This window comes from Streptomyces venetus, from assembly GCF_039540295.1.
GTDB lineage: Bacteria > Actinomycetota > Actinomycetes > Streptomycetales > Streptomycetaceae > Streptomyces > Streptomyces venetus.
Genome location: NZ_BAABET010000005.1, coordinates 269,013 through 288,810, shown reverse-complemented (window position 1 = coordinate 288,810; position 19,798 = coordinate 269,013). Strand labels below are relative to the sequence as shown.

The window sequence follows — 19,798 nt, the reverse complement described above, 5'->3', positions numbered from 1 at the left end:
GGGTAGGGGGGACCGGTCCACCAACCTAGGTGAGATTCCCGGCCGGACCCGGGCGTCGGCCGCCCCTGCTGCCTGACCACCATGGAGTTTCGGCCATCAGTCCCGCCGGAGGGGCCCGACGGGCAGCCCGAAGTGCTCGGCGATGATCCGGACGGTTTCGGTGCCGTCCGTGTTGAAGCCCGGCTCGGAGTCGTAGCGGGTGGTGCGCCCGACGAGGCCCTCCTCCAGGAACTGCCGTACGAAGAGGTCGGCCTGGCTGCCGAAGCGGTGGGACTCCCGGCGCTCGCCGAGGTTGAAGAGCGACACGGCGAAGCCGCCGCGGCTGTAGGCGAACTGGCAGGGGTGCTGGGCGCAGTGCGGCACCGCATAGGAATGGCCGCAGGTGCAGGCCGGGGTGGAGGCCAGGAAGACCATGTGGACGTTGTGCTGGTCGCTGACGCGGTCCGCGTAGCGGAAGCCGGTGATGTACTGGCCGAGTTGCTGGATCGCTCCGCCGTCCGGGTTGGTCTCGGCGTGGTGGGCGAGCCAGGCCCAGCCGTCCTCCGACGCACCGGAGGCGGCGGCGGGCAGTCCGGCCTCGGTGAAGAAGCCGTTCAGGTCGGCCAGGGGGATCCCCCGGCAGAACGTGCGGAAGCCGACCGGGGCGAGCCAGGTCACGGGGCCGTCACCTCCGCGGACAGCGGCGGCGAAGGCAGGGAGAAGAAGCCGGCGACCGCGCGGACGATGCGGTTGTGGTCGTCGTAGTGGTGGTCGAAGCAGTCATGGCCGCTGTCGTCCGCCTTCTCGCACGCGGCGTCGGGTCCGATCAGCTTCGCGGCCAGCAACTCGGGGGAAAGGTAGTCCGGGTTGTCCCCCGGACGCTGCGTCAGGTCCTCGAAGCTGAACCAGGTGATCAGCCGCCCGTCCCGGTAGTACTCGAAGTTCGGCGGATGCGCCTTCGCGCTGCACGGCTCGGTCACGAGCACGACGATCTCGGCGCCCGCGCTGAGCGGCCCGTAGGAGACCGGGTCGTAGTCCTCGATCTCGGCGTTGAGCATGTCGTGCACCGCCCACGCCCACCCGTTCCCCTCCCCGGTGACAAGGGGCTCCCGGTGCACCCCGCGCAGCCCTTCGGTGAGTGCGTCGAGCCCCATGCCGCGGCCGAAGACGAGGTTCACCTCGTCGTGCCAACCCGCGTTCAGGACAGGGTCGGTGACGTGCATCCATTCAGGCATGCGACGCATCGTAGAAGGGACCACTGACAGTCGGTCGTCCGCCGGTCGGCCGGGTGGCGCGACGGCTCGCGGAGGCCGTCGCGCCGTTCGGTCAGCCGGGCGCCACGGCCCGGCCCGTCTGCGGGGAGATCATCCCCGCGCACAGACCGCGGGCCGTCAGGGACTGTGCGATGCGGGGGACCGCCGCGAGGGTGTTGGCGGGCCAGTCGTGCATGAGGATGACCTGGCCGTTGGTCAGGCGGCCGACGGACTGGACGATGGCGTCGGTGCTCGCGCCGTTCCAGTCCTGGGAGTCGACGTTCCAGATGATCTCGGTCAGGCCGTACCGGGCCGCGACCGACTTGACCGTCGCGTTGGTCTCGCCGTACGGCGGGCGAAAGAGCTTCGGTGTGCCGCCGCCCGCGTTCGCGACGGCCTGCTGGGTCCGGGAGATCTCGGAGTCGATCTGTGCCTGGCTCAGCTGGGTCAGGTGCGGGTGGGTGTAGCTGTGGTTGGCGACCCACATGCCGGCGGCCACCTGGGCCCGGACCAGGGCCGGGTTGGCCGCGGCGTACTGGCCCTGGTTGAACATCGTGGCCCGCAGCCCGTTCCGGCGGAGTGCGTCGAGCAGCTTCGTCGTGTTGCCGGACGGGCCGTCGTCGAAGGTGAGTCCGACGTAGCCGGAGCAGGCGGCGGCCCGGTCCGGGGCGGCGGTGGCGGTGGCGGTCGTGAGGGTGGCCGCCGCGGCGGTCGCGAGGGCCGTCAGCGTGGTGACCAGGGCGCGTCGTGGGGAGCGTGTGCGGGTCCTCATCGTCAGCGCACCGTGATGTTGGAGCTGCCGCTGCTCTGGTAACCCTCGGTCGCCATGATCATGTAGTACTTGAAGTTGCCGAGGGGCATGCCCGCGCGGGCCCACGCGTCGAAGTGGTTGCCGGCGGTGATGGTGCCGCCCGTCCGCTTCGACTGCCGCACGCTCCAGTACTGGTCGAAGGTCTTGTTGCCCTCGACGGACGGGGCGTTGTACCGCGTCGTCTTGTAGATGTCGTACGTGCCGCCGTCACTGGTGACGGTGCCCTTGTAGGTACCCGTGGGCCGGTACGTGCCCCAGTTGTCGACGATGTAGTACTCGATGAGCGGGTTCGCGGTCCAGCCGTACAGGGTCAGGTAGGCGTTGCCGGACGGGTTGAACGTGCCCGAGTAGGTCACGGTGCGGCGTGCGCCGGTGCTCCAGCCCTTGCCGGCGACGAAGTTCCCGGTGTTGCGCCATGAGGTGCTGTAACTGCCGCCGGAGGAGAGGGTCATGGAGACCGTGCCCGGCGCGTCTGTCCAGAACGAGTAGTAGTAGCCGTTGTTGGTGCCGGTCTGGTTCGTGGTGACGACCGTGTCCGCGTGGGCGGTGCCCGGCAGGGCGAGGGCGGCGACGGCGACCAGCAGCAGGGTGACGGCGCTGCTGAGCAGCAGCCGTAAGCGGCCGAGGGCGTGAGTCATGGGGGTGCTTCCTCCTCGTGTGCGTGGGGTCGATGGAGGCGTTCTGTCACCCGGGAGTGTTGGTCTGGCCCTGTCAACTGTCAATGGTTTCGGCGACTGTTGCGAAATATTCGTCGCCGGTCCGGTACGTCCGAGGGTGGATATGTGCTGTTCAGTCGGCAGTTGAACTTCGGTAGTGAGAAGAACCCTGCCCCACTGGTGCGGAGGGCAGGGTTCCGGTCATCGAATGTTTCGTTGGCTTTCCGGATCAAACCGGGGTGTTCGCTCCTCGCGTCCGCATGATCCGCTCCATCCGCTCCTCCAGTTCCGCGCGCTCCGCCGCCGCGCGCTCCGCCTGGGCCCGCTGGTGCTCCTGGTCCAGACGGCTCATGCGGTCGGCCGTGTCCAGCTGCACGCGGTGGCGCCGCACGTCGTGCTCCAGGCGGGCGCAGGTGTGCTGGACCTCCAGCTCCTCGGCGTACAGCCGCCGGCTCGTGCGGTGGCGGGCGCCGAGCAGGGTGTCGTACGAGGTGGCGCCGCTGAGCACCTTGGCCAGGACGGGCATCGCGTCGAGGCAGAGCAGGAGCAGGTGCAGCACGATCGTCAGGAACAGCGCGAAGCCGTCCGACTTGGCGACCTCCTTCAGGCCGTGGGCGCGGGTGAGGATGCCGTCGGTGTCCAGGTCGGCCGCCCGCCGCCGGGTCTTGTCGTCGACGGCCTTCTGCAGCAGGGGCTGGTACTCGTCGGCGGCCTCGTCCTTCCGGGCGGACAACTGCTGCCCCTTGGCGACCAGGCCCTTGAGCTGCTCCTCGTACGTCCTGATCTTGCTGTTGTCCTCGTACTCCGAGGTGGCCTTGCGGGCCCGCTCGCAGGTGATGGTGACGTCCCGGACGCCGTTCCGGACGATCCAGTACTTCGGGCCGCACAGGCGCTGCTCGGTGTCGAGCTTGTCGTTCAGCGTCTTGTTGATGTCGGCGACCTGGGTCCGCAGGGCCGCCGCGCGGTCGCCGTTGCTCTTGATCTGGCGGGCCAGTTCGGCGGGGGAGCCCGCGACCTTCAGCTGGTAGCGGGCGCACTCGGGACGGCCGGTGGTGGAGGCGCCGTCGGTCGGGTTGCAGGAGACGAGCATGCCCCGGTAGTCGGCGACCTTCTGATCGTTGCCGACGGCTATCTCCTGCCGGATCTCCTTGTCGAAGATCTGGAAGAGGATCGGCTCGGCGATGAACAGGCCCAGCAGCACCGACAGGAAGAACCGCACCAGCAGGGTCCACTTGCGCACCGCCGTGCCGTGGGTGCTGGAGACCAGCCAGCTGTCCAGGGCCAGGATCACCCAGAACCAGAGCACGGCGACCACGAGCACGGCCGCGAGCGGCAGGTCGGAGCGGAAGCTGGAGAGCGCCAGCACCATGGAGACCGCGCCCAGCAGCGCCGTGTTGACGACGAGCGCGCCGTACCAGGTGTAGCGGGGGCGTTCCTCCGGCACCCAGGCCAGCAGCCCTTCCTCGATGCCGATCAGGCGGCGCAGCCGGGGCGCCCAGCCAAACGCCGGCGGCGCGGGGCGGGACTGGCTGCTCCGGTCGTCGTCGAAGGCGGCGCTGTCGGCCGGACGCAGCGGGGTGTCAGTTGCCAAGGCGTCCCTCCTGGTTCGCGGGATCGAAGTCGTCGGCTTCGTCCATGTCGTCGGCGGCCGGCTCGGTCTCGGCGGTCCGCCGGGACCCCCGGCGCAACTCACCCTTGACCTCGCCCTTCAGCTCCGCCTGGGGCATCTCCGGCCCGCCGCCCTGCGACGGGGACTGGTTGTAGGCGACGTCGCCGACGCTGTTGATGAAGGCGCCCGCGTCGTACATGGTGCTGTCGAACAGGCCCCGGTCGATGGCCTGTTTGCCCAGGGTCGCCCGCACGCTGAGCTGCTCCTTCGCCCACTCGCGCTGGTCGCGCTGGAGCTCCTTGGCGTCCGCGCGTTCCTCCTGGCGCTGCCGCAGCCGGTCCTCGTGCTCCAGATCCCAGCGCCGGGCGTCCTCGTGACGCCGGGCGGCCGTCTCGTCCTGCTCCTCCTTGCGGGTCAGCTCCTGGCGCCGGTCGTCGCGTTCGATCTGCCAGCGCCGGTCGTCCCGGTCCAGGCCGTGGCGCTGGAACTCGTAGTCGCGGTCGAGCCGCAGCCGGTCGTCCTGGCGGGTGTCCCGGCGCTCCTCGGCCGCGTGCAGCCGCTTGGACAGTTCATCGGCGCTGATGTCGCCGTTGCGCCACGCCATGAAGTCGGCGGAGAGCGGGTCGGAACCGATCAGCTGGAGGTCGTCCGTGATCTCGTCCCGGGTGAAACGGTTGCGCCGGCGCTCGATCGCCAGCTCGTAGTCCTGCTGCTCCACACCGGCGCCGCGCTCGTAGCCCGTGCGCAGCGTCTCCTCCTCCTGCCGGTTGCGCTCCTTGCGCACCGCCTGGAGGTTGCGGATCTCCTCGCGCTTCAGCTCCAGTTCGGCCTCGCGCAGGGCCCGGTCCAGCGCCGCCTGCTGCTCCATCTCCTCCCGCTGGCGGTCGCGTTCGCGCTCCCGGCGGGTCCGCTCCAGCTCCGCGACGTACGCGGACATCTCCTCGGGGGTGAGGACCTCGATCACCCCGTGCCGGGCGCGGATCCCCGACACCACGGAGGGCCGCATCTCGTGGTACGCGGTGAGCCGGGCGTCGATCCGGGCGCGTACGGCGGCGGTGTCGACGACGGGCAGGTCGCTGCCGTCCTCGGTGAGCCCCGGCACCTCGCGCAGATGGGCGAGGAGCAGCGCCTCCACGTCGGTGACACCGTCACGCACGACCGCGCACGGGTCGGTGACCGTGCAGTGGAACCAGGCCCGGACGGTGAAGTCGCCCGCCTCGGCCGAGGGGATGCGGGTCTCCACGACGACGGGCACCTCGATGCGCCGGTCCACGACCGTGACCGAGCTGGCGTCCACCACCACCGGGTCGTCGGCGCGCAGTTGCCCGTGGTCCTCGACGTACTCCTCGCCGACCCGGAAGACGCGCACCTGGTGGGCGGCGACCCGGGGCAGTTCCTCGTCGGCGCGCGTGATCCGCTTGCGCCAGATGCCGCCGCGCTTCTCCGGCCGCCCGTACTCCCGCTGCTCGACGAGCGGGTATTTCTCAGCCATGCCTGTCAGCCCTTCGTGCTCAGTACGGCGGTAAGGAAGATCTCGACCACGGCGGTGGTCTGCTCGTCGGCGCGGGCGGCTACCTGCCGCAGGGCCGCGGCCAGCGGCGGACCGTCGTCCGGCGGCAGGGCCTCGCCCACGGCCTCGCCGAATCGTTCGGCCACCTGCTCGGGCCGTTCCGAGACGGCCGGCAGCTCGCGCAGGGTGGCGTTCAGGGCCGCCAGGGCCCGGCCCCGGCGCGGCAGGTTGTCCAGCACACCCGCCCACAGCTCGCCGATGGTGGCGGTCCGGCGGACGTCCCGCTCCAGCAGCGAGGCGCACACCAGCCGCCCGGTCCGCGCGTCGCGGGCCCGCAGCACGGTCAGGGTGGCACCCAGGAGGTTCTCCTTGTACTGCCCGGTCAGCGTCTCGCGCTGCGCCCGCAGCCGGTACGCCAGCGGCCGGAACACCGCCCCCGTGTCCTGCCCGCACTCGGCGAGCACCGCGACCAGACCGGCCAGCGCGAACGCCGCGTCCACGGGGAGGCCGCCGCGCCGGACGATCATCTTCAGCAGGATGGTGACGGCGTCCGTCGGGAAGCGCACGCCCAGCGCCCCGCTGAACGCCGCCGCCGCGGTCGACCGCAGCACCGGGTCGTAGGAACGGGCCCAGCCGCGGGCCACGCCCAGCGCGGTGGCGGCGAGGCTCTCGTCCAGGCACATGCACTGCAACACCAGCGTGGCCGTCGACTGCCCGGCGGGGCCGGCGGCGCCGCCCGCCCAGGGGTGCAGATAGTTGTCGGCGACCTCGTCGAAGGCGGGCCGGGTGAGCAGTGCGAGCCCCTGCGCGACGGACAGCTGGAGCCCCAGTCCCGGCTGGGCGCCGACGAGTTCGGTGAGCCAGTCCCGTACGCCGTTCCAGTACGGGGTGGAGAGCCGGGTCCACAGCTCCTCCAGCGCCCACTGCCGGTACTGGGGGTGGGGGAAGACCAGCGCGGTGCGGGTGAGGGCGCCGTTCTTGCGCTGCTCCACGGCGACGAGATCGTTGTGGGACAGCGACTGCCTGCGGTTGACGGCCCGCCGGGCCGCGGCGGCCTGCTCCTCCTCGGTGACGGGAGCCGCGAACGCCGGTTGCACCCAGTTCTCCAGCCGCTCCTGGCAGGTCTCGAAGTCGCGGTAGCCGGCCCCGTTGACGAAGGCCAGCGTGGTGACCTCGGCCCACTCCTGCGGCGTACGGTCCTCGGCGAACCAGTCGCGCACGGGCTGGGCCGCGCCGCTGCCGTAGTCCCGCCAGACCTCGTCCGGCGCGGCCCCGCGGGCGATCCGCTCGGCGGCCGCCGCGACCTCGGCGATCCGGCAGCCGTCGGGCATCCGCGACACGGCCCCCTCCACGGTGTCCCGCGCACACCCCTCCCGCACCAGCCGCACCCGCAGGACGGCCGTGAGGTCCGGCAGCTCCCAGGACACGTGCCGCACGGACTCGACGACACCGCCGTCGACGGGGTGCACGGTGGTGACGACCAGACGGGCGTCGTGCTCGCGGACCGTGTCCCGGACCCGCCGCCAGTCGAAGTCCGCGGTCTGGGAGGTGTCGTCGCTCATCCGGTCGAGGAGGACGTAGCCGACGCCCTTCTCGAAGGCGACCCGGCCGCTCGCGAGGTCGTCCAGGCTGCGGCCCGGCGACAGCACGACGTACTCCGACCCGTCCGCGAGCGCGTCGACCAGCGCCACCGCCCCGGACCGCTTGCCCGTGCCCGGCGGCCCGACCAGGACCACGACCCCGTCCTGCTCCAGGGCGAGCGCGGCCCGCTCGAAGCAGGCGGGCTTGACGTACGGCGCGAGGATCGCGTCCGCCTCGCCCGCGTCGAGACGTCCCACGGCCCGGCGCCGCGCGTTGTCGGAACCGGCCGTGCCGATGCCGAACTGCGCGCCGGAGGCGTTGAGTTCGCCGTAGAAGTACTGGTTGACACTGTTGTGGTGGACCTGCTCCGAAGGGGTGGCCGCGGTGGCCGGGGCCGATGGGTCCGTCTTCTCGGGCGGGTCCTGTTGCCGGGGTTCGGACTCGCCGGTCTTCCGCGGTTCCGGTTCTGACTCCGGTTGCGCTTCCGATTCAGCTTCCGATTCCGCTTCCGGCTCTGCCGGCGATTCCGCTTGGGCCGGGGTGTCCGGCACGTCCTGCGAGGGTTGCGCCTCCGGTTCACCCTGGGGCGCAGCGCTCTGCTCGCTGTGTTCCTCGTGTTCCTCGTTCATCCTCGGCCGTCACTCAGGTCACTTGGAGATCCCGAAGACGGCACCCTGGGCGTGCACGGTTCCGTTGAACTCCTGAACTACTGTGTCACCGGGGGCAGTTGGGGCGCTCGTGGGGCGCGCATCGATAGCTGCCGCGCTCCCTGCGCCCCCTTGCGCGCCGGGTTCGGCGTCCCCGAGGTCCAGGGCGTTCACGTCGTACCCCGGCACCCGGATCCACGCCCGTCCGGCGTACTCCTTCTCCGCGATCCGCGCCTCACGGAACTCCTGCGGCCGGATCGTCGTGTACGCCTCGCCGATCACGTCGTTGAAGACGGTCGCGGAGACCGCGAGCGCGAGCGGCGCGTCCGGCGCCGCGGCCAGCGCCGCCTTCAGCACCCGGCTGTCCAGCAGCCGGCCGATCTCGACCGGGGCCCGGCCCTCGAAGCCGTTGGCCGCGGGCGAGGCGGTACCGAAGTGCACGGCGGCCCGCAGCCGCAGCCGGGCCTCGTCACGCCGGTTGCGGTTGAAGATGCGCAGCCCGGACTCCAGCTGCCGCATGAACGGGTCGACGAGGGCGGGCTCGGACGCCCCCTGCGGCAGCACCGCGAACACCGAGTCCCCGCCGACCTGCGTCGCCCACTGGTCCCAGGCGAGCCCGGCCGCACCGGCCGCCTCCTCCAGGAGCCGCCGGATCGCCTCCTGCCACTCGCGCTGCGTCACCACGTCGACGCCGCCGTATCCCTTCGCGTCGACCGCCAGCAGCAGTCTGCGACCGAACGTTCCCATGCCTGACTCCCCGCTCACTGAAATGGAGCCGCACCCCGGGATCTGGGCCGGGGGCGCACTCCGGCAGACACCGGCGTCCGCTCCCCCCACACGCGGACGCCGGTAGGCCAGTCCTACACGCGCCGTCCGCCGCGAACCCCGTCGAAATACGGGATGCGGAAAGGTGCGGAAACATACAGCGGTAGCCGCAAGTTACGGACGGGTTCGGCAAGTTGGCGTGAAACGTGACTGATCGGCGCCCGGAATCCCGCAGAAATCCCAGGTTCCGTGGCCGGTTTCGGGGCGTACTGGAGACCCGGTCAGCCCACCCGCCCCAGAAGGAGCAGCATGCCGTCGTCCACCGGCGCCCGCCCCGACAGCCGTCCCGCGCAGTTCATGTTCACCGCCCTGCAGACCACGCACCAGCACGCCGACACCAAGGCCGGGATCCTCGCCGCCGCCCAGGCCGCGCTCGTCGGCACGGCCGGCTACTGGAGCGCCCCGGCGCTGCGCGCCGCCTCGGAGGGCGGCCCGGCGGGCGTCCTCGCCGGGCTGCTGCTCGCCCTGTTCCTCGGCGCGATGTTCGGCGGCGCGGGCTTCCTGGCGGCCACCCTGCGCCCCCGGGTCCTGAAGCCCACCGGAGTCAACCGCTACAGCTTCGTCCACCTCGCCTCGGGCCCCGACATACTGCCCACCCGCAGCGCCGGCGGCGACGGCACCGGCGACGGCGACGGCGACCCGGACCGGGAGCGCGGGGAACTGTCCCAGACGATCCGGTTCCTGTCCCAGGTGGCCGTGCGCAAGTACCGGTGTGTGACGGCGGCGGTGGTGTGTACGGCGGTGATGGGGGCGAGCGCCGGGCTGCTGGTGGTGCTGCGGCCGGTGCTGGAGTGACGCGCGCGGCGTGACGGGACGCGCACGGCGGGACGGGATGTGCGCGGCGGGACGAGTGGGGATCAGTCCCCGGGCGCGAGGTCCCCGATCTCCCTGAGCCGGTCGAGGTCGCGGATGACGGTCGACCCGTACCCCGTCTCCAGCAGGCCCTCGCGGCGCAGTTCGCGCAGCCCCTTGTGGATCGTCGTCTCGGCCGCGCCGGTGAGCGCGGCCAGTTCGGGCTGGGTCAGCCGGCAGCCCAGCACGGTGCCGTCGCCGACCGGGCGCCCGTAGCGGGTGGCGAGCTCCACCAGCAGCCGGGCCAGCCGCACCTTCGCCGGATAGCCCTTGAAGTCCAGCCGCCGCCGGTTGGCCCAGCGCAGCCGGTCGGCGAGGATCCTGGTCAGCGCCAGGTGCACCTCCGGGCGGCGGGCCAGCAGGGCGTGCAGGGCGGCCGGTTGCACGACCAGCGCGGACAGCGGGCCGCACGCCGTCACCGTGGCCGAGCGCGGCGACCCGTCCAGGGCGGCCATCTCACCGACGCTGTCCCCGCCCACCCAGACCGCCAGCAGGGACTCCTCCCCGTTCTCCACGCGTGCCGTCACCTTGGCGAAGCCGGACATCAGCACCAGCATGTGCCGCGTGCCGGCGCCCTCGGTCAGCAGCACCTTCCCCGCCTCGAACCGTGCCGGCACCCCCAGTTCGAGCAACTCCCGCCGCGCCTCGGGCGCCACGACCCCGAGCAGACTGCGCGCGGGCCACTCCACGGAGCTGTACGGCATGGCAGCCTCCCCCGGCCGACGGCGAACCACGAGTCCTTGAATCCTGCCCGTTGTTCGTGCCCCGGGTGGGGGGAATCCACCCACAGGGTGCTCACGCCCCCCTCACCGACCGCGCCGCACGCTCACCGGGCGAGGCTGTCGCGCCGCACCGTGCACAGGGCCCAGATGATGAAGCCGGAGATCGCGATCATCACGACCGACCAGACCGGGTACTGCGGCAGCGAGAGGAAGTTGGTGATGATGACGAGGGCGGCGATGCCCACGCCGAGGACCCGTGCCCACGGCGCGGCCTGGAACAGCCCTAGGCTGATGATCACGGCGACCGCGCCGATGATGAGGTGGATCCAGCCCCAGCCGGTCAGGTCGTACGCGAACACGTAGTTGGGCGTGGTGACGAAGACGTCGTCCTCGGCGATCCCCATGACGCCCCTGAAGATGTCGAGCAGGCCGACGAGGAAGAGCATCACGGCGCCGAACACGGTCATGCCGGTCGCCCATTCCCGTTTGGCCGTGTGAGCCGGCCGAGTGTGAGTCGCGGCCATGGCGCACCTCTTTTCGTGTTGTCCGGAGGGTCAGCGACCGGAAGAGGGGACGGTGGGGGAGCCCGCGTGGCCCGCGGGATCATGGCCCCCGCCCGGTTCCTGTGCCTGGCCGTGGCCGGCCAGGACGAGTTCCTTGGCCCGGCGGAACTCCTCGTCCGTCATGTCACCGCGGGCGCGGATCTCGGACAGCCTGGAGAGCTCGTCGACGCTGCTGGTCCGGCCGCCGGCCGCGGTCTCCCTGACGTAGGCCTGGAACTCCTCCTGCTGCGCCCGCGCCTGAGCGACCTCCCGGCGGCCCATGCTCCTGCCGCGGGCGATCACGTAGACGAACACGCCCAGGAAGGGCAGCACGATGCAGAACACCAGCCAGCCGGCCTTCGCCCAGCCGCCCAGGTCGTCGTCGCGGAAGATGTCCAGGACGACGCGGAAGAGCAGGACGAACCACATGATCCACAGGAAGAACCAGAGCATGGTCCAGAAGGCGCTCAACAGGGGGAAGTCGTACGCCAGGTAGGTCTGCGCGCTCATGTCCGTCCTCCGTTCCGAGCGCCCGGCGGCAGCATTGCCGCGCCGACTCTCAGCGTGCCCACGGCAAGTCCCCACCGCCTCACCCGCCGGGGGTGAGCCTGCGCTACGGCTCACGTCAGCTTCCCGGGGCCGCTGCCGGAAGGTTCCGCAGACCCGCCCTGCGGGGGTTCGCCGCCTGGCCCGCCCTGCGGAGGCCGGCCGCCCGGTCCGGCGTTCGGGGGCTCGCCGTCCGGCCTGCCCTTCGGGGGCTCAGGGCCCGGTCCGCCCTCCGGAGGCTCGCCACCCGGCCCGCCCGACGGGGCCTCGCCGCCCAGCGGGGCCTGCCCGGCTGCCGGCCCCGTCGCAGCGGCGAGCACCGCCAGGGCGATCAGTGCGGCGAGCATGACGCAGAGGACGAGGGCCACCACGCCGGGCGTGGGGTCGTTCCAGAGCAGCAGTGCGAGGACGCCGGCCGTGACGACCCCGGCGGTCGTCCACCCCAGGCGGTGGGCCAGCCGGCGCCCGGGGGCCCCGGTGCGCACACCGGCCCGCTCCAGCGCGCCACCGGCCGCCCGCGTGCCCCGCCCCCACGTCCCGAGCACAGCGCGCGCGAGGCGCCCCGGACCGTACAGGTACGCCGTCAGCGCCGTGATCACGGACACGACCAGCAGCGTGACCGCCCTGTTGTGCAGGAAGCGCAGGAACGTGTCGTAGATCGTCGCGGCCGCGTCGGGAGGCAGCACCGACGGCGGCACCGAATCCAGGTAGACCCGGCGTGCGACGGCCAGCGCGACGAGCAGCAGCACCATCATCACGCCGGTACCCGTGGCCGTGATCATCAGCATGAGGCGGTGCGACGGCGCGGTCCACACCGCCAGCGCGGCGAGCAGCACGGTCACCACGGGCACCCAGAGGCCGACGACGTCCAGCACCCGCATCGCGTCCTGGGCCCGGCTCAGCTCCTCTGCCCGGAACAGCGTGATCGTCCGGTCGCTCTCCGGGATGGCGGCGGCCTTGCCGAAGCCCGCGTCGACGAGCCGCTGCTCGACCTGGTCCACGACCGCCCCCACGTCCAGCTGGACGTTCGCGCCCTCCGCACGCACCGCCCCACCGCCCTCACCGGTGAGCATCCGCAACACCGCGGCGTGGGCCCCCCGGTTGGCCCCCTCCCACGCCTGCTGGAAGGCCTCGCTGGTGATCACGCCGGTGACGGTGCGGTCGACGGTGCTCCTGACCGCGGAACGCAGCGGCTCCGTGAGCGCGTCGGCGCCCGCCACGACGCGGGGCGACGCCCCGGCCTCCTGGAGCTGCCTGCCGAGCGCCGCCGTCACCGCCGCCACGTCCACGTTCCGCACGACGCGGTCGGTGAGCCGGTCGATCAGGACGTCCTGCACAGCCGGGTCGGAGGCGAGCGGCGCGACGGTCTTCACGTACCGGCCGGTGTCGGAGACCGTGTCGTCGACCCAGTCCGCGACGACGGCCAGGGGAGCGAGGAGCAGGGCCGCCAGCAGGAGGAGCGAGGCGCCGACGCGGCGCAGCCCCCGGTGGCGTACGGCCGCGGCCCGCCGCAGCCGCACGTACTCCGCGTGCTGCTCGGCGGACAGGGCACGGCCGTCGTCACCGGCGTGTCCCGCCCCTGCGGGGTCCGGCGAGGCCGGGGCCGCCTTCGGGGCCATGGGTGCTCCCCTCGTCGTGAGCGCCCCCGGTCACTTCCGTGTCAGGCCGTGTCAGGCCGTGTCGGCCGGACCGTGCCGCCCGCCGCTGATGCCCGCCCGGTGCAGTGCGGCCCGCCATGTGAGGGCGACCGCCACCTCCGCCAGGCCCAGCAGGACCAGCCACAGGCCGAGCAGCCGGGTCAGGACCCGGGCCGACTCGGTGGGCAGGGCGAGGACCACGATCCCCGCGACGATCCCGATCACCGCGACGCCGAGGAGGATGCCGCGATGCGGCAGGTCCCTGGCGACGACGGCCGTGTAGAGGGTGAGGACGCCGGACACGAGCCAGACGACGCCGACGATCAACGAAAGCGCGGCGATGGTCTGCAACGGGTGCCGCAGGCACAGCACCCCGGCCAGGATGCAGAGCACGGCCAGCAGCAGTTCCGGGAGCCGCTCGCCGTGCTCCTCCCGGCCGAACACGGCCACGAACCGGAACCCGCCGGTGACCAGCAGGTACAGGCCGAGGAGGACCGCCAGGACGTGCAGGGTCGCATCCGGCCAGACCAGCATCAGGATGCCCGGGATCAGGGTGGCCACAGCCGAGCCCATGATCCAGGTCCAGGAACGGCCGAGGCGCGCCAGCAGCTCCGCGGGGTCGCCCGCCGGAGGGAAACCCGTGCCGCCGACGCCGGCTTCGGGGCCGGTACGCGGTGCCGGGCCGGACGACGAGGTCATGGCTCCTCCTCGCGGTCGTCTCGCGTTCGTCTCGCGATCGAGCCGGTCGTCCCCGGACCGCCGGGCGGGCGGTGTACGGGAACCTGACAAGCTCAGCGTCCGGCGCCACCGCGTCGCCCGGGTCACCCCTGACGGGTGATAGCCGCGCGGCCCTGTGTCAGAGCTCGGGCAGCTGCCGCATCTCCACGACGCGCAGGCCCAGCGACTGGAAGCGGGCCAGCAGCCCGTACAGATGCGCCTCGTCGACGACAGGGCCGTACAGGACGGTCTGCCCGGACATCGTCACGTGACCCAGCTCGGGGAACGCCTTCGTCAGCGTTTCCGACATGTGTCCCTCTACGCGGATCTCGTAGCGCATGAGCTGTTCTCCCGCGGATGGCCGTAGGGGAGAGGAGACCGAAGCCGCTACTCCCGATCGTCGGCCCCGGCCTCGGCGCCCGCTTCACCCGGCGGAGGTGACCTCAGTGCTTCAGCGCCAGCTTGAAGCCGATGATCAGCAGCCCGAGGACCAGATTGACCGAGGCCGTCCCGTACACGAGCCCCCAGGGTGCCCCGGCCCGCCGCGCCGCCGCCACGGACCAGCCGACCTGCCCGGCCACGGCCACGGAGACCGCCAGCCACCCCGCGCCCTGCACGTCCAGGCCCAGCAGCGGACTGATCGCCACGGCGACGGCGGGCGGGACGGCGGCCTTGACGATCGGCCACTCGTCGCGGCACACGTGCAGCACGGTCCGGCGGTCCAGGTTCTGCTCGGCCAGACGCGCCCCGAACAACTGGGCGTGCACGTGCGCGACCCAGAACACCAGGCCGGTGAGCAACAGCAGCGCCACCAGCTCGGCACGCGGGAAGTCGCCCAGCGTGCCGGCGCCGATCACCACGGAGGCGGCGAGCAGGGAACCATAGACACCGCCCGTGTAGTTCACATGGGCCCTGCGCTCGGCACGGGCGGCAGTGGCCGCCGCGGGTTCGGTCCTGCGCACCACTGCCTCCTCCGGTCGGCGCCCCGCTGCCCGGCGCCTCGATGCTCAGCGTGTCGGCCCACCGGCCCCCACCGGAGCCCCGGCCTCGGGCCCGGCCCCGGCCCCGGCCGGCTTCCGGGAAGGGCCCGACGGCAGATGCCGCGTGACCGTGAAGCTCGCGAGCGCGATGCCGCCGGTGGCGAGGATCGCCGCCTTGAGGCCGTCGAGCTGCGCCGAGGCGTAGGAGTCGGTGACGGCCTCGACCTCGGACGGCGGCAGCCCGGCCCGCTCGGCCGCCGAGCGCACCTGGTCGGTGGAGACGAAGGTGATGCCCGCTTCGAGCGCGACACCGGTCTGCTGCCGGGTCTCCTCGGACAGCCGCGGGTCGTCCGCGACCTGGGCGGTGAAGGCGTGGGCCAGCGCGCCGACGAGGATCGACCCGATGAGTGCGGTGCCCAGCGCGGAGCCGAGGTTCTGGGCCGTGAACTGGAGCCCTCCGACCTCACTGCGTTCGTCCTCGCTCGCGCTGGACTGCACGACGTTGCCCAACTGCGAGGCGAGCAGGCCCATGCCCACACCCAGCAGCGCCATGGCACCGGCGAACTGCGCGTCGTCGATGACGGGATCGATGGTGGCGAGCAGCCACACGACCGCCGCGGCCAGGGTGACCAGGGCCAGCCGCACCACCCTGCGCGGCCCCGCCACCCGTCCGAGCGAGGACCCGCACAGCGACACCACGAGCATGGCGGCCGACACCGGGAGCAGCCGCAGCCCGGTCTCGAAGGCGTCGAACCCCTGCACCACCTGGAGGTACAGCGGGATGGCGAAGAACAGCCCGAGCAGGATGAGGTTCTGGCTCAGCAGCGTCATCAGCCCGGCGCGCAGCGGGGGCCTGCCCAGCAGCGCCATGTGCACGAGCGGATCGGCGCCCCGCTCGGCCCGCCGCCGCTCCCAGTACCGGAAGACGACCAGCACGGCGATCCCCGCCCCGACCACGAACAGCGTCGGCGCGAAGCCCAGCACGGTGAAGGGAGGGTTGCGCGGCTCCACCCACCCCCAGGTGCTGCTCTGCAGCACGCCGAGCACCCCGAGCCCCAGCCCGGCCGCGGAGAGCGCGGCTCCGACGCCGTCCAGCCGGGGGCGCGGCCCGCTCCGGTCGGTCCGCGGGATCACCCGGTGCGCGCACAGCACGGCCACCACGACCACGACCTCACCGGCGAACACCAGCCGCCAGGTGAGGTACGTCGTCACCCAGCCGCCCAGCAGCGGTCCGACGGCGATCCCCGCACCGGCCAGACCACCGATGACCCCGTAGGCGACGGCCCGGTCACGCCCCCGGTACGACTCCGCGACGAGGGCGGCCATGGCGGGCAGCACCATGGCGGCGCCGAGCCCCTCCACGACGGACCAGCCGAGCGCGAGGACCCACAGGGTCGGCGCCACGGCGGTCACGGCCGAGCCCGTGGCGTAGACGACCAGCCCGAGCAGGAACATACGGCGTCGCCCCAGGATGTCCCCGAGCCTGCCGCCGATGATCATGAACGCGGCCATGACCAGCGCGTACAGCGTGATGACGGCCTGGATGGCGGTGACCTCGGTGTCGAAGTCCTCCACCAGCTGACTGATGGAGACGTTCATGACGGAGGTGTCCAGCACCATCAGGAACTGGGCCGTACCCAGGACGATCAGCGCACGCCAGCGTGTCACGGTGTCCATGGCATCCGAAGCCCGGCGTTTCCGCCTCACCCGTCATGGGGGAGCAGCAGCGCGCAGCCGGTGTGGAGCGTGATGCGGGTCGGTTCGAGGCCGACGGCGTCCATCGGGGACTCTCCGGTGCCGGGGTTGCGGGCGTAGCGCGGATGGGCACCGCCGCTGACCTGCCAGCGGATGCGGTGCCCGGCCGGGAAGCGGTGGGCGGTGGCGCTCATCGGCACGGTGACCTCCGCGGGTTCCTCCCCGACCGTCTCCAGCTGGGCGAACCCGTCGCAGACGTTGGTGGAGCGGCCTCGCTCGTCCACGTCGCACAGGCGGGTGAAGACGTCGGCGTACCCGGTGTCCGTGGAGACGCGCAGCCGCGCGGCGACCGGGCCGAGTATCTCCACGGGTTCGGCCAGCGGCGGGCCGGTGAACGTCAGGACGTCCTCCCGGGCCTCCAGGTCGCCGTTGTCGAGGGGACCGGCCGTGCGGGAGAGCAGGGCACCGCCGATGGAGGGGGTCGGGTCGGCCGGGTCGTAGCGGAAGGACGCGAGGGGCGGGGGCGTCGCGGACGAGGAGCCCGCGGGGCCTGCGGGGGCTTCATGGGCTGCGGGCGTTTCAGGGGTTGCCGGGTGGCTCCGGGTCAGGTGCCCGTCCGGCGTGGGGAACCACCGGTCGGTGGCCTCGGTGGCCTCGGTGGCGTCGGGGGACGGCGGGGCGGCCGGCGGCCAGTCGTCGAGGTCCCGCCAGGCGTCCTCGCCGCCGACGTGCACGCGCACGCGGGTGGGACGCAGCCCGGAGCGATCGCCGCACAGATGCGCGCGCAGCCAGGCGAGGCTCTCGGCGAAGACCTCGGGCCAGCCCTGCTGGAGCGCGGAGGTGTGGGTCCAGGGACCGACGAGCAGGGCGGTCTCGCCCCCGGTCCGGCGCAGCCGGGCGTACTGCTCGAAGGTCTGGTCGGCCAGGGCGTCGTGCCACCCGGTGACCAGACTCGTGGGGACGCTCAGCCCCTCGGCCGCACGTGCCAGGGACGCGCCGTCCCAGTACGGGTCGCCGGCGTCCGGGTGCGTCATCACGTCGTCCAGCCACGGCACGTCCCCGAGGGCGGAGGCGTACGCCCCGCGCAGCGGCCGCGCGCCGACGATGTCGCGCATACGGCGCTGTAGCCGCAGCGCGGCCTTGGCGAAGGGCACGGCCCCCCGGTGCTGGTGCGCCACGCCGACGCCGACGAGGAGGGCGTTCTCCAGCCGGAGGGCACGGCCCGAGTGGAACAGGGCGTGGGGGTCGTGCAGCCCCACCTGCACCACCATCGCCTTCAGCTCCGGCGGCGGGTCCAGGGCGAGCGCCCACTGCACGTATCCCAGGTAGCTGGGGCCGATCGTGCCGAGGGTGCCGTCGAACCAGGGCTGGTCGCGCAGCCAGGAGACCGTGGCGAGGCCGTCGGCGGCCTCGTTGCGCCAGTAGTGGAACGCGCCGCCGGAGCCGCCGGTGCCGCGGCAGCTCTGGAGGATCACGTGGAAGCCCTGTTCGGCGAAGAGCACGCCGTACTGGGGAGACCAGGGCAGGCCCCGGCCGTAGGGAGAACGCACGAGCAGCGTCGGGAAGTCGCCGTCCGCGCGGGGGAAGTAGTGGTCCGTGACCAGCGGGCTGCCGTCGCCGGCCGGCACCACCAGCCCCGGCTCCCAGCCGACGTCGTACCGCTTGGCCGGGAGGCCGCGCCAGATCGACCTCATCAGCCGTGAGGACAGCGGCGGCTTCCGGGCGGACGGTGTCCAGGCCGGCCTCGCCGCGGCGTCGTGGGTGCGTGCCATGGTTCCCCCTCTTCGCTTTTACGTACAGTGTACGAGAATAGAGGATGCTTGGATGGCCTCCACGGCGGCCCGCGACGATCGGGCCCAGGCGATCGTCGGAAGGAGGGCAGCGCCCGTGACGCGTGACGGCGGGTCCGGTGCCACCGGCGTCGACCCCGAACAGCTGTGGCTGGGCCCCGGCCGGCCCCGCAGAGGCCGCAGGCCCGCCTTCAGCCGCGAGGCGATCACGGCGGCGGCGGTGGCCCTGGCGGACGCGGAGGGGCTCGACGCGGTCACGATGCGACGGGTGGCCGCGGAGGTCGGGACGGCGGTCATGTCGCTCTACAGCTACGCCGCCGACAAGGAGACGCTGCTGGAGCTGATGGTCGATCACGTCAGCGGCGAACTGCCGACGTCGGCCGCGCTCACCGGCGACTGGCGCACCGACCTGACGGCCGTCGCCCACCACCAGCGCGACCTCATGCTCCGCCACCCCTGGCTGCCCGCCGCCCTCTCCACCCGCCGCAGCCTCGGTCCCAACACCCTGGCGTTCCTGGAACACGCCCTCGCCGCCCTGCGGCCCACCGGCCTGGACGGCGCGGCGAAGCTGGAGGTCTTCGCCCAGCTCACCGCGTTCGTCGCCGGGCACGTCGCCCACGAGGTGATGCAGGCGGCAGCCGTCCGGTCCCCCGACCGGGTCGCGGCCGAAGCCCGCTACCTCGCGGTGGTCGCCGCCGACGGCCACCACCCGGAACTGGCCGAAGCCCTCGCGGCCCCCGCCCGCACCCTCACCCCCGACGCCACTTTCACCCGCTTCCTCAACCGCCTGATCGACGGCCTCGGCACCGACTGACCCGCCCGGGGTGCGGCGAGCGCCGCCACGGGGAGGCCCCGTGCCGCAACTGGCACCAGAATGGAGTCACCGAGTTCTTTCTGTCCTTCCTGCCTTTCCTGGCGGACCTGCCTTTCCTGGCGGATCGGAGGCACCCATGGCGGACCTCAAGTTCGAGCAGAAGCGCTCACTGACCCGCCGCGAGGCGGCCGACCAACTCACGGCACTCGCAGCCGCACTGCGGGAAGGCGAGGACGCCGAACTGGAACTCGGCTCCGCAACGGTGAGCCTGCGGATCCCCGACGACCTCCGCAGTGAGATCGAGGTCGAGATCGGTGACGGCGAGATCGAGCTGGAGCTCGAGTTCAAATGGCCGACCACACCGCCCCGGACCACACCGACCCGTCCCACCTCGACCCGGACGGCCTCGACCCGGACCGCCTCGACCCGGACCGCACCGTCGCGGACGGCCTCGGGCGCGGCGACCTCCACGAAGCGGAAGAACCAGCCCGCCAAGCCCGCTCGCGGCGGCACGACCACCACCAGCGGGAGCACAACCGGGAAGCGGACCGCCAAGACCTGATCGCGGCGTGGTCGCGGTGTGATCGAAGCCTGGTCGCTGCCTGATCCCGCTCGGCGGCGGCAGCGCGGCC

Annotated in this window: 20 protein-coding genes; 3 read left to right on the top strand and 17 right to left on the bottom strand. The window is 72.6% G+C overall.

The window, feature by feature from the left end; translation table 11 throughout:
- Positions 1 to 96: 96 nt before the first annotated feature.
- The 8 genes from ABEA82_RS18385 to ABEA82_RS18350 form a co-directional block, all read right to left on the bottom strand.
- Positions 97 to 657, bottom strand: coding sequence for a hypothetical protein (locus tag ABEA82_RS18385; protein ID WP_345662618.1), 561 nt, complete (start codon positions 655 to 657; stop codon positions 97 to 99).
- Positions 654 to 1,214, bottom strand: a complete 561-nt coding sequence (locus tag ABEA82_RS18380) for a DUF6461 domain-containing protein (protein ID WP_345662617.1) — start codon at positions 1,212 to 1,214, stop codon at positions 654 to 656. The genes ABEA82_RS18385 and ABEA82_RS18380 overlap by 4 nt, the downstream gene beginning before the upstream one ends.
- A 91-nt stretch (positions 1,215 to 1,305) precedes the next feature.
- Complete coding sequence (locus tag ABEA82_RS18375; RefSeq protein WP_345662616.1) at positions 1,306 to 2,004, bottom strand: polysaccharide deacetylase family protein; 699 nt, start codon at positions 2,002 to 2,004, stop codon at positions 1,306 to 1,308.
- 2 nt (positions 2,005 to 2,006) lie between these two features.
- The gene (locus tag ABEA82_RS18370) at positions 2,007 to 2,681 is read right to left on the bottom strand and encodes a glycoside hydrolase family 11 protein (protein WP_345662615.1); all 675 of its coding nucleotides are present in this window, start codon (positions 2,679 to 2,681) and stop codon (positions 2,007 to 2,009) included.
- A 247-nt stretch (positions 2,682 to 2,928) separates the two neighbouring features.
- A complete protein-coding gene (locus tag ABEA82_RS18365; protein ID WP_345662614.1) occupies positions 2,929 to 4,290 on the bottom strand; it encodes a DUF4407 domain-containing protein in 1,362 nt (453 codons plus the stop codon).
- Positions 4,280 to 5,800: a coiled-coil domain-containing protein gene (locus tag ABEA82_RS18360; protein ID WP_345662613.1), complete on the bottom strand. Its 1,521-nt coding sequence runs from the start codon at positions 5,798 to 5,800 to the stop codon at positions 4,280 to 4,282. The genes ABEA82_RS18365 and ABEA82_RS18360 overlap by 11 nt, the downstream gene beginning before the upstream one ends.
- Before the next feature lie 5 nt (positions 5,801 to 5,805).
- Positions 5,806 to 8,028, bottom strand: a complete 2,223-nt coding sequence (locus ABEA82_RS18355) for a hypothetical protein (RefSeq protein WP_345662612.1) — start codon at positions 8,026 to 8,028, stop codon at positions 5,806 to 5,808.
- A gap of 18 nt (positions 8,029 to 8,046) precedes the next feature.
- Positions 8,047 to 8,793, bottom strand: coding sequence for a hypothetical protein (locus ABEA82_RS18350; protein WP_345662611.1), 747 nt, complete (start codon positions 8,791 to 8,793; stop codon positions 8,047 to 8,049).
- A gap of 327 nt (positions 8,794 to 9,120) precedes the next feature.
- On the opposite strand from ABEA82_RS18350, the gene ABEA82_RS18345 reads away from it, so the two are divergent.
- Entirely contained in the window at positions 9,121 to 9,666 is a 546-nt protein-coding gene (locus ABEA82_RS18345) for a Pycsar system effector family protein (RefSeq protein ID WP_345662610.1), read from the top strand.
- A 62-nt stretch (positions 9,667 to 9,728) separates the two neighbouring features.
- Here ABEA82_RS18345 and ABEA82_RS18340 read toward each other — a convergent pair whose 3' ends face one another.
- The 9 genes from ABEA82_RS18340 to ABEA82_RS18300 all read right to left on the bottom strand — a co-directional run bounded on the left by ABEA82_RS18340 (position 9,729) and on the right by ABEA82_RS18300 (position 18,334).
- Entirely contained in the window at positions 9,729 to 10,427 is a 699-nt protein-coding gene (locus tag ABEA82_RS18340; RefSeq protein ID WP_345662609.1) for a Crp/Fnr family transcriptional regulator, read from the bottom strand.
- A 122-nt stretch (positions 10,428 to 10,549) separates the two neighbouring features.
- A complete protein-coding gene (locus ABEA82_RS18335) occupies positions 10,550 to 10,969 on the bottom strand; it encodes a DUF7144 family membrane protein (protein ID WP_345662608.1) in 420 nt (139 codons plus the stop codon).
- Between the two features lie 30 nt (positions 10,970 to 10,999).
- Positions 11,000 to 11,497, bottom strand: a complete 498-nt coding sequence (locus tag ABEA82_RS18330) for an SHOCT domain-containing protein (protein ID WP_345662607.1) — start codon at positions 11,495 to 11,497, stop codon at positions 11,000 to 11,002.
- Between the two features lie 110 nt (positions 11,498 to 11,607).
- Positions 11,608 to 13,152 (bottom strand): hypothetical protein, encoded by a 1,545-nt coding sequence (locus ABEA82_RS18325; RefSeq protein WP_345662606.1) that lies wholly within the window; start codon positions 13,150 to 13,152, stop codon positions 11,608 to 11,610.
- 51 nt (positions 13,153 to 13,203) lie between these two features.
- Positions 13,204 to 13,869 carry an HdeD family acid-resistance protein gene (locus ABEA82_RS18320; protein ID WP_345662605.1) on the bottom strand — a complete coding sequence of 222 codons (666 nt, stop codon included), beginning with the start codon at positions 13,867 to 13,869 and terminating at the stop codon, positions 13,204 to 13,206.
- Between the two features lie 157 nt (positions 13,870 to 14,026).
- The gene (locus ABEA82_RS18315; protein WP_003990947.1) at positions 14,027 to 14,227 is read right to left on the bottom strand and encodes a hypothetical protein; all 201 of its coding nucleotides are present in this window, start codon (positions 14,225 to 14,227) and stop codon (positions 14,027 to 14,029) included.
- A gap of 103 nt (positions 14,228 to 14,330) precedes the next feature.
- Positions 14,331 to 14,849, bottom strand: coding sequence for a hypothetical protein (locus tag ABEA82_RS18310; protein ID WP_345662604.1), 519 nt, complete (start codon positions 14,847 to 14,849; stop codon positions 14,331 to 14,333).
- Positions 14,850 to 14,894: 45 nt separating this feature from the next.
- On the bottom strand, positions 14,895 to 16,544 hold the full coding sequence (locus ABEA82_RS18305) for an MFS transporter (RefSeq protein WP_345662603.1): 1,650 nt from the start codon (positions 16,542 to 16,544) through the stop codon (positions 14,895 to 14,897).
- A 26-nt stretch (positions 16,545 to 16,570) separates the two neighbouring features.
- A complete protein-coding gene (locus tag ABEA82_RS18300) occupies positions 16,571 to 18,334 on the bottom strand; it encodes a CocE/NonD family hydrolase (RefSeq protein WP_425588532.1) in 1,764 nt (587 codons plus the stop codon).
- 115 nt (positions 18,335 to 18,449) lie between these two features.
- On the opposite strand from ABEA82_RS18300, the gene ABEA82_RS18295 reads away from it, so the two are divergent.
- Positions 18,450 to 19,166 carry a TetR/AcrR family transcriptional regulator C-terminal domain-containing protein gene (locus ABEA82_RS18295; RefSeq protein WP_345662602.1) on the top strand — a complete coding sequence of 239 codons (717 nt, stop codon included), beginning with the start codon at positions 18,450 to 18,452 and terminating at the stop codon, positions 19,164 to 19,166.
- Positions 19,167 to 19,302: 136 nt separating this feature from the next.
- The gene (locus ABEA82_RS18290; RefSeq protein ID WP_345662601.1) at positions 19,303 to 19,728 is read left to right on the top strand and encodes an amphi-Trp domain-containing protein; all 426 of its coding nucleotides are present in this window, start codon (positions 19,303 to 19,305) and stop codon (positions 19,726 to 19,728) included.
- The last annotated feature ends 70 nt before the right edge of the window (positions 19,729 to 19,798 follow it).

Excerpts from the sequence above, each read along its gene's own strand:
- ABEA82_RS18380 (WP_345662617.1), bottom strand. The coding sequence starts at position 1,214 with ATGCCTGAATGGATGCACGTCACCGACCCTGTCCTGAACGCGGGTTGG.
- ABEA82_RS18375 (WP_345662616.1), bottom strand. The coding sequence starts at position 2,004 with ATGAGGACCCGCACACGCTCCCCACGACGCGCCCTGGTCACCACGCTG.
- ABEA82_RS18370 (WP_345662615.1), bottom strand. The coding sequence starts at position 2,681 with ATGACTCACGCCCTCGGCCGCTTACGGCTGCTGCTCAGCAGCGCCGTC.
- ABEA82_RS18360 (WP_345662613.1), bottom strand. The coding sequence starts at position 5,800 with ATGGCTGAGAAATACCCGCTCGTCGAGCAGCGGGAGTACGGGCGGCCG.
- ABEA82_RS18355 (WP_345662612.1), bottom strand. The coding sequence starts at position 8,028 with ATGAACGAGGAACACGAGGAACACAGCGAGCAGAGCGCTGCGCCCCAG.
- ABEA82_RS18350 (WP_345662611.1), bottom strand. The coding sequence starts at position 8,793 with ATGGGAACGTTCGGTCGCAGACTGCTGCTGGCGGTCGACGCGAAGGGA.
- ABEA82_RS18345 (WP_345662610.1), top strand. The coding sequence starts at position 9,121 with ATGCCGTCGTCCACCGGCGCCCGCCCCGACAGCCGTCCCGCGCAGTTC.
- ABEA82_RS18340 (WP_345662609.1), bottom strand. The coding sequence starts at position 10,427 with ATGCCGTACAGCTCCGTGGAGTGGCCCGCGCGCAGTCTGCTCGGGGTC.
- ABEA82_RS18335 (WP_345662608.1), bottom strand. The coding sequence starts at position 10,969 with ATGGCCGCGACTCACACTCGGCCGGCTCACACGGCCAAACGGGAATGG.
- ABEA82_RS18330 (WP_345662607.1), bottom strand. The coding sequence starts at position 11,497 with ATGAGCGCGCAGACCTACCTGGCGTACGACTTCCCCCTGTTGAGCGCC.
- ABEA82_RS18325 (WP_345662606.1), bottom strand. The coding sequence starts at position 13,152 with ATGGCCCCGAAGGCGGCCCCGGCCTCGCCGGACCCCGCAGGGGCGGGA.
- ABEA82_RS18320 (WP_345662605.1), bottom strand. The coding sequence starts at position 13,869 with ATGACCTCGTCGTCCGGCCCGGCACCGCGTACCGGCCCCGAAGCCGGC.
- ABEA82_RS18315 (WP_003990947.1), bottom strand. The coding sequence starts at position 14,227 with ATGCGCTACGAGATCCGCGTAGAGGGACACATGTCGGAAACGCTGACG.
- ABEA82_RS18305 (WP_345662603.1), bottom strand. The coding sequence starts at position 16,544 with ATGGACACCGTGACACGCTGGCGTGCGCTGATCGTCCTGGGTACGGCC.
- ABEA82_RS18300 (WP_425588532.1), bottom strand. The coding sequence starts at position 18,334 with ATGGCACGCACCCACGACGCCGCGGCGAGGCCGGCCTGGACACCGTCC.
- ABEA82_RS18290 (WP_345662601.1), top strand. The coding sequence starts at position 19,303 with ATGGCGGACCTCAAGTTCGAGCAGAAGCGCTCACTGACCCGCCGCGAG.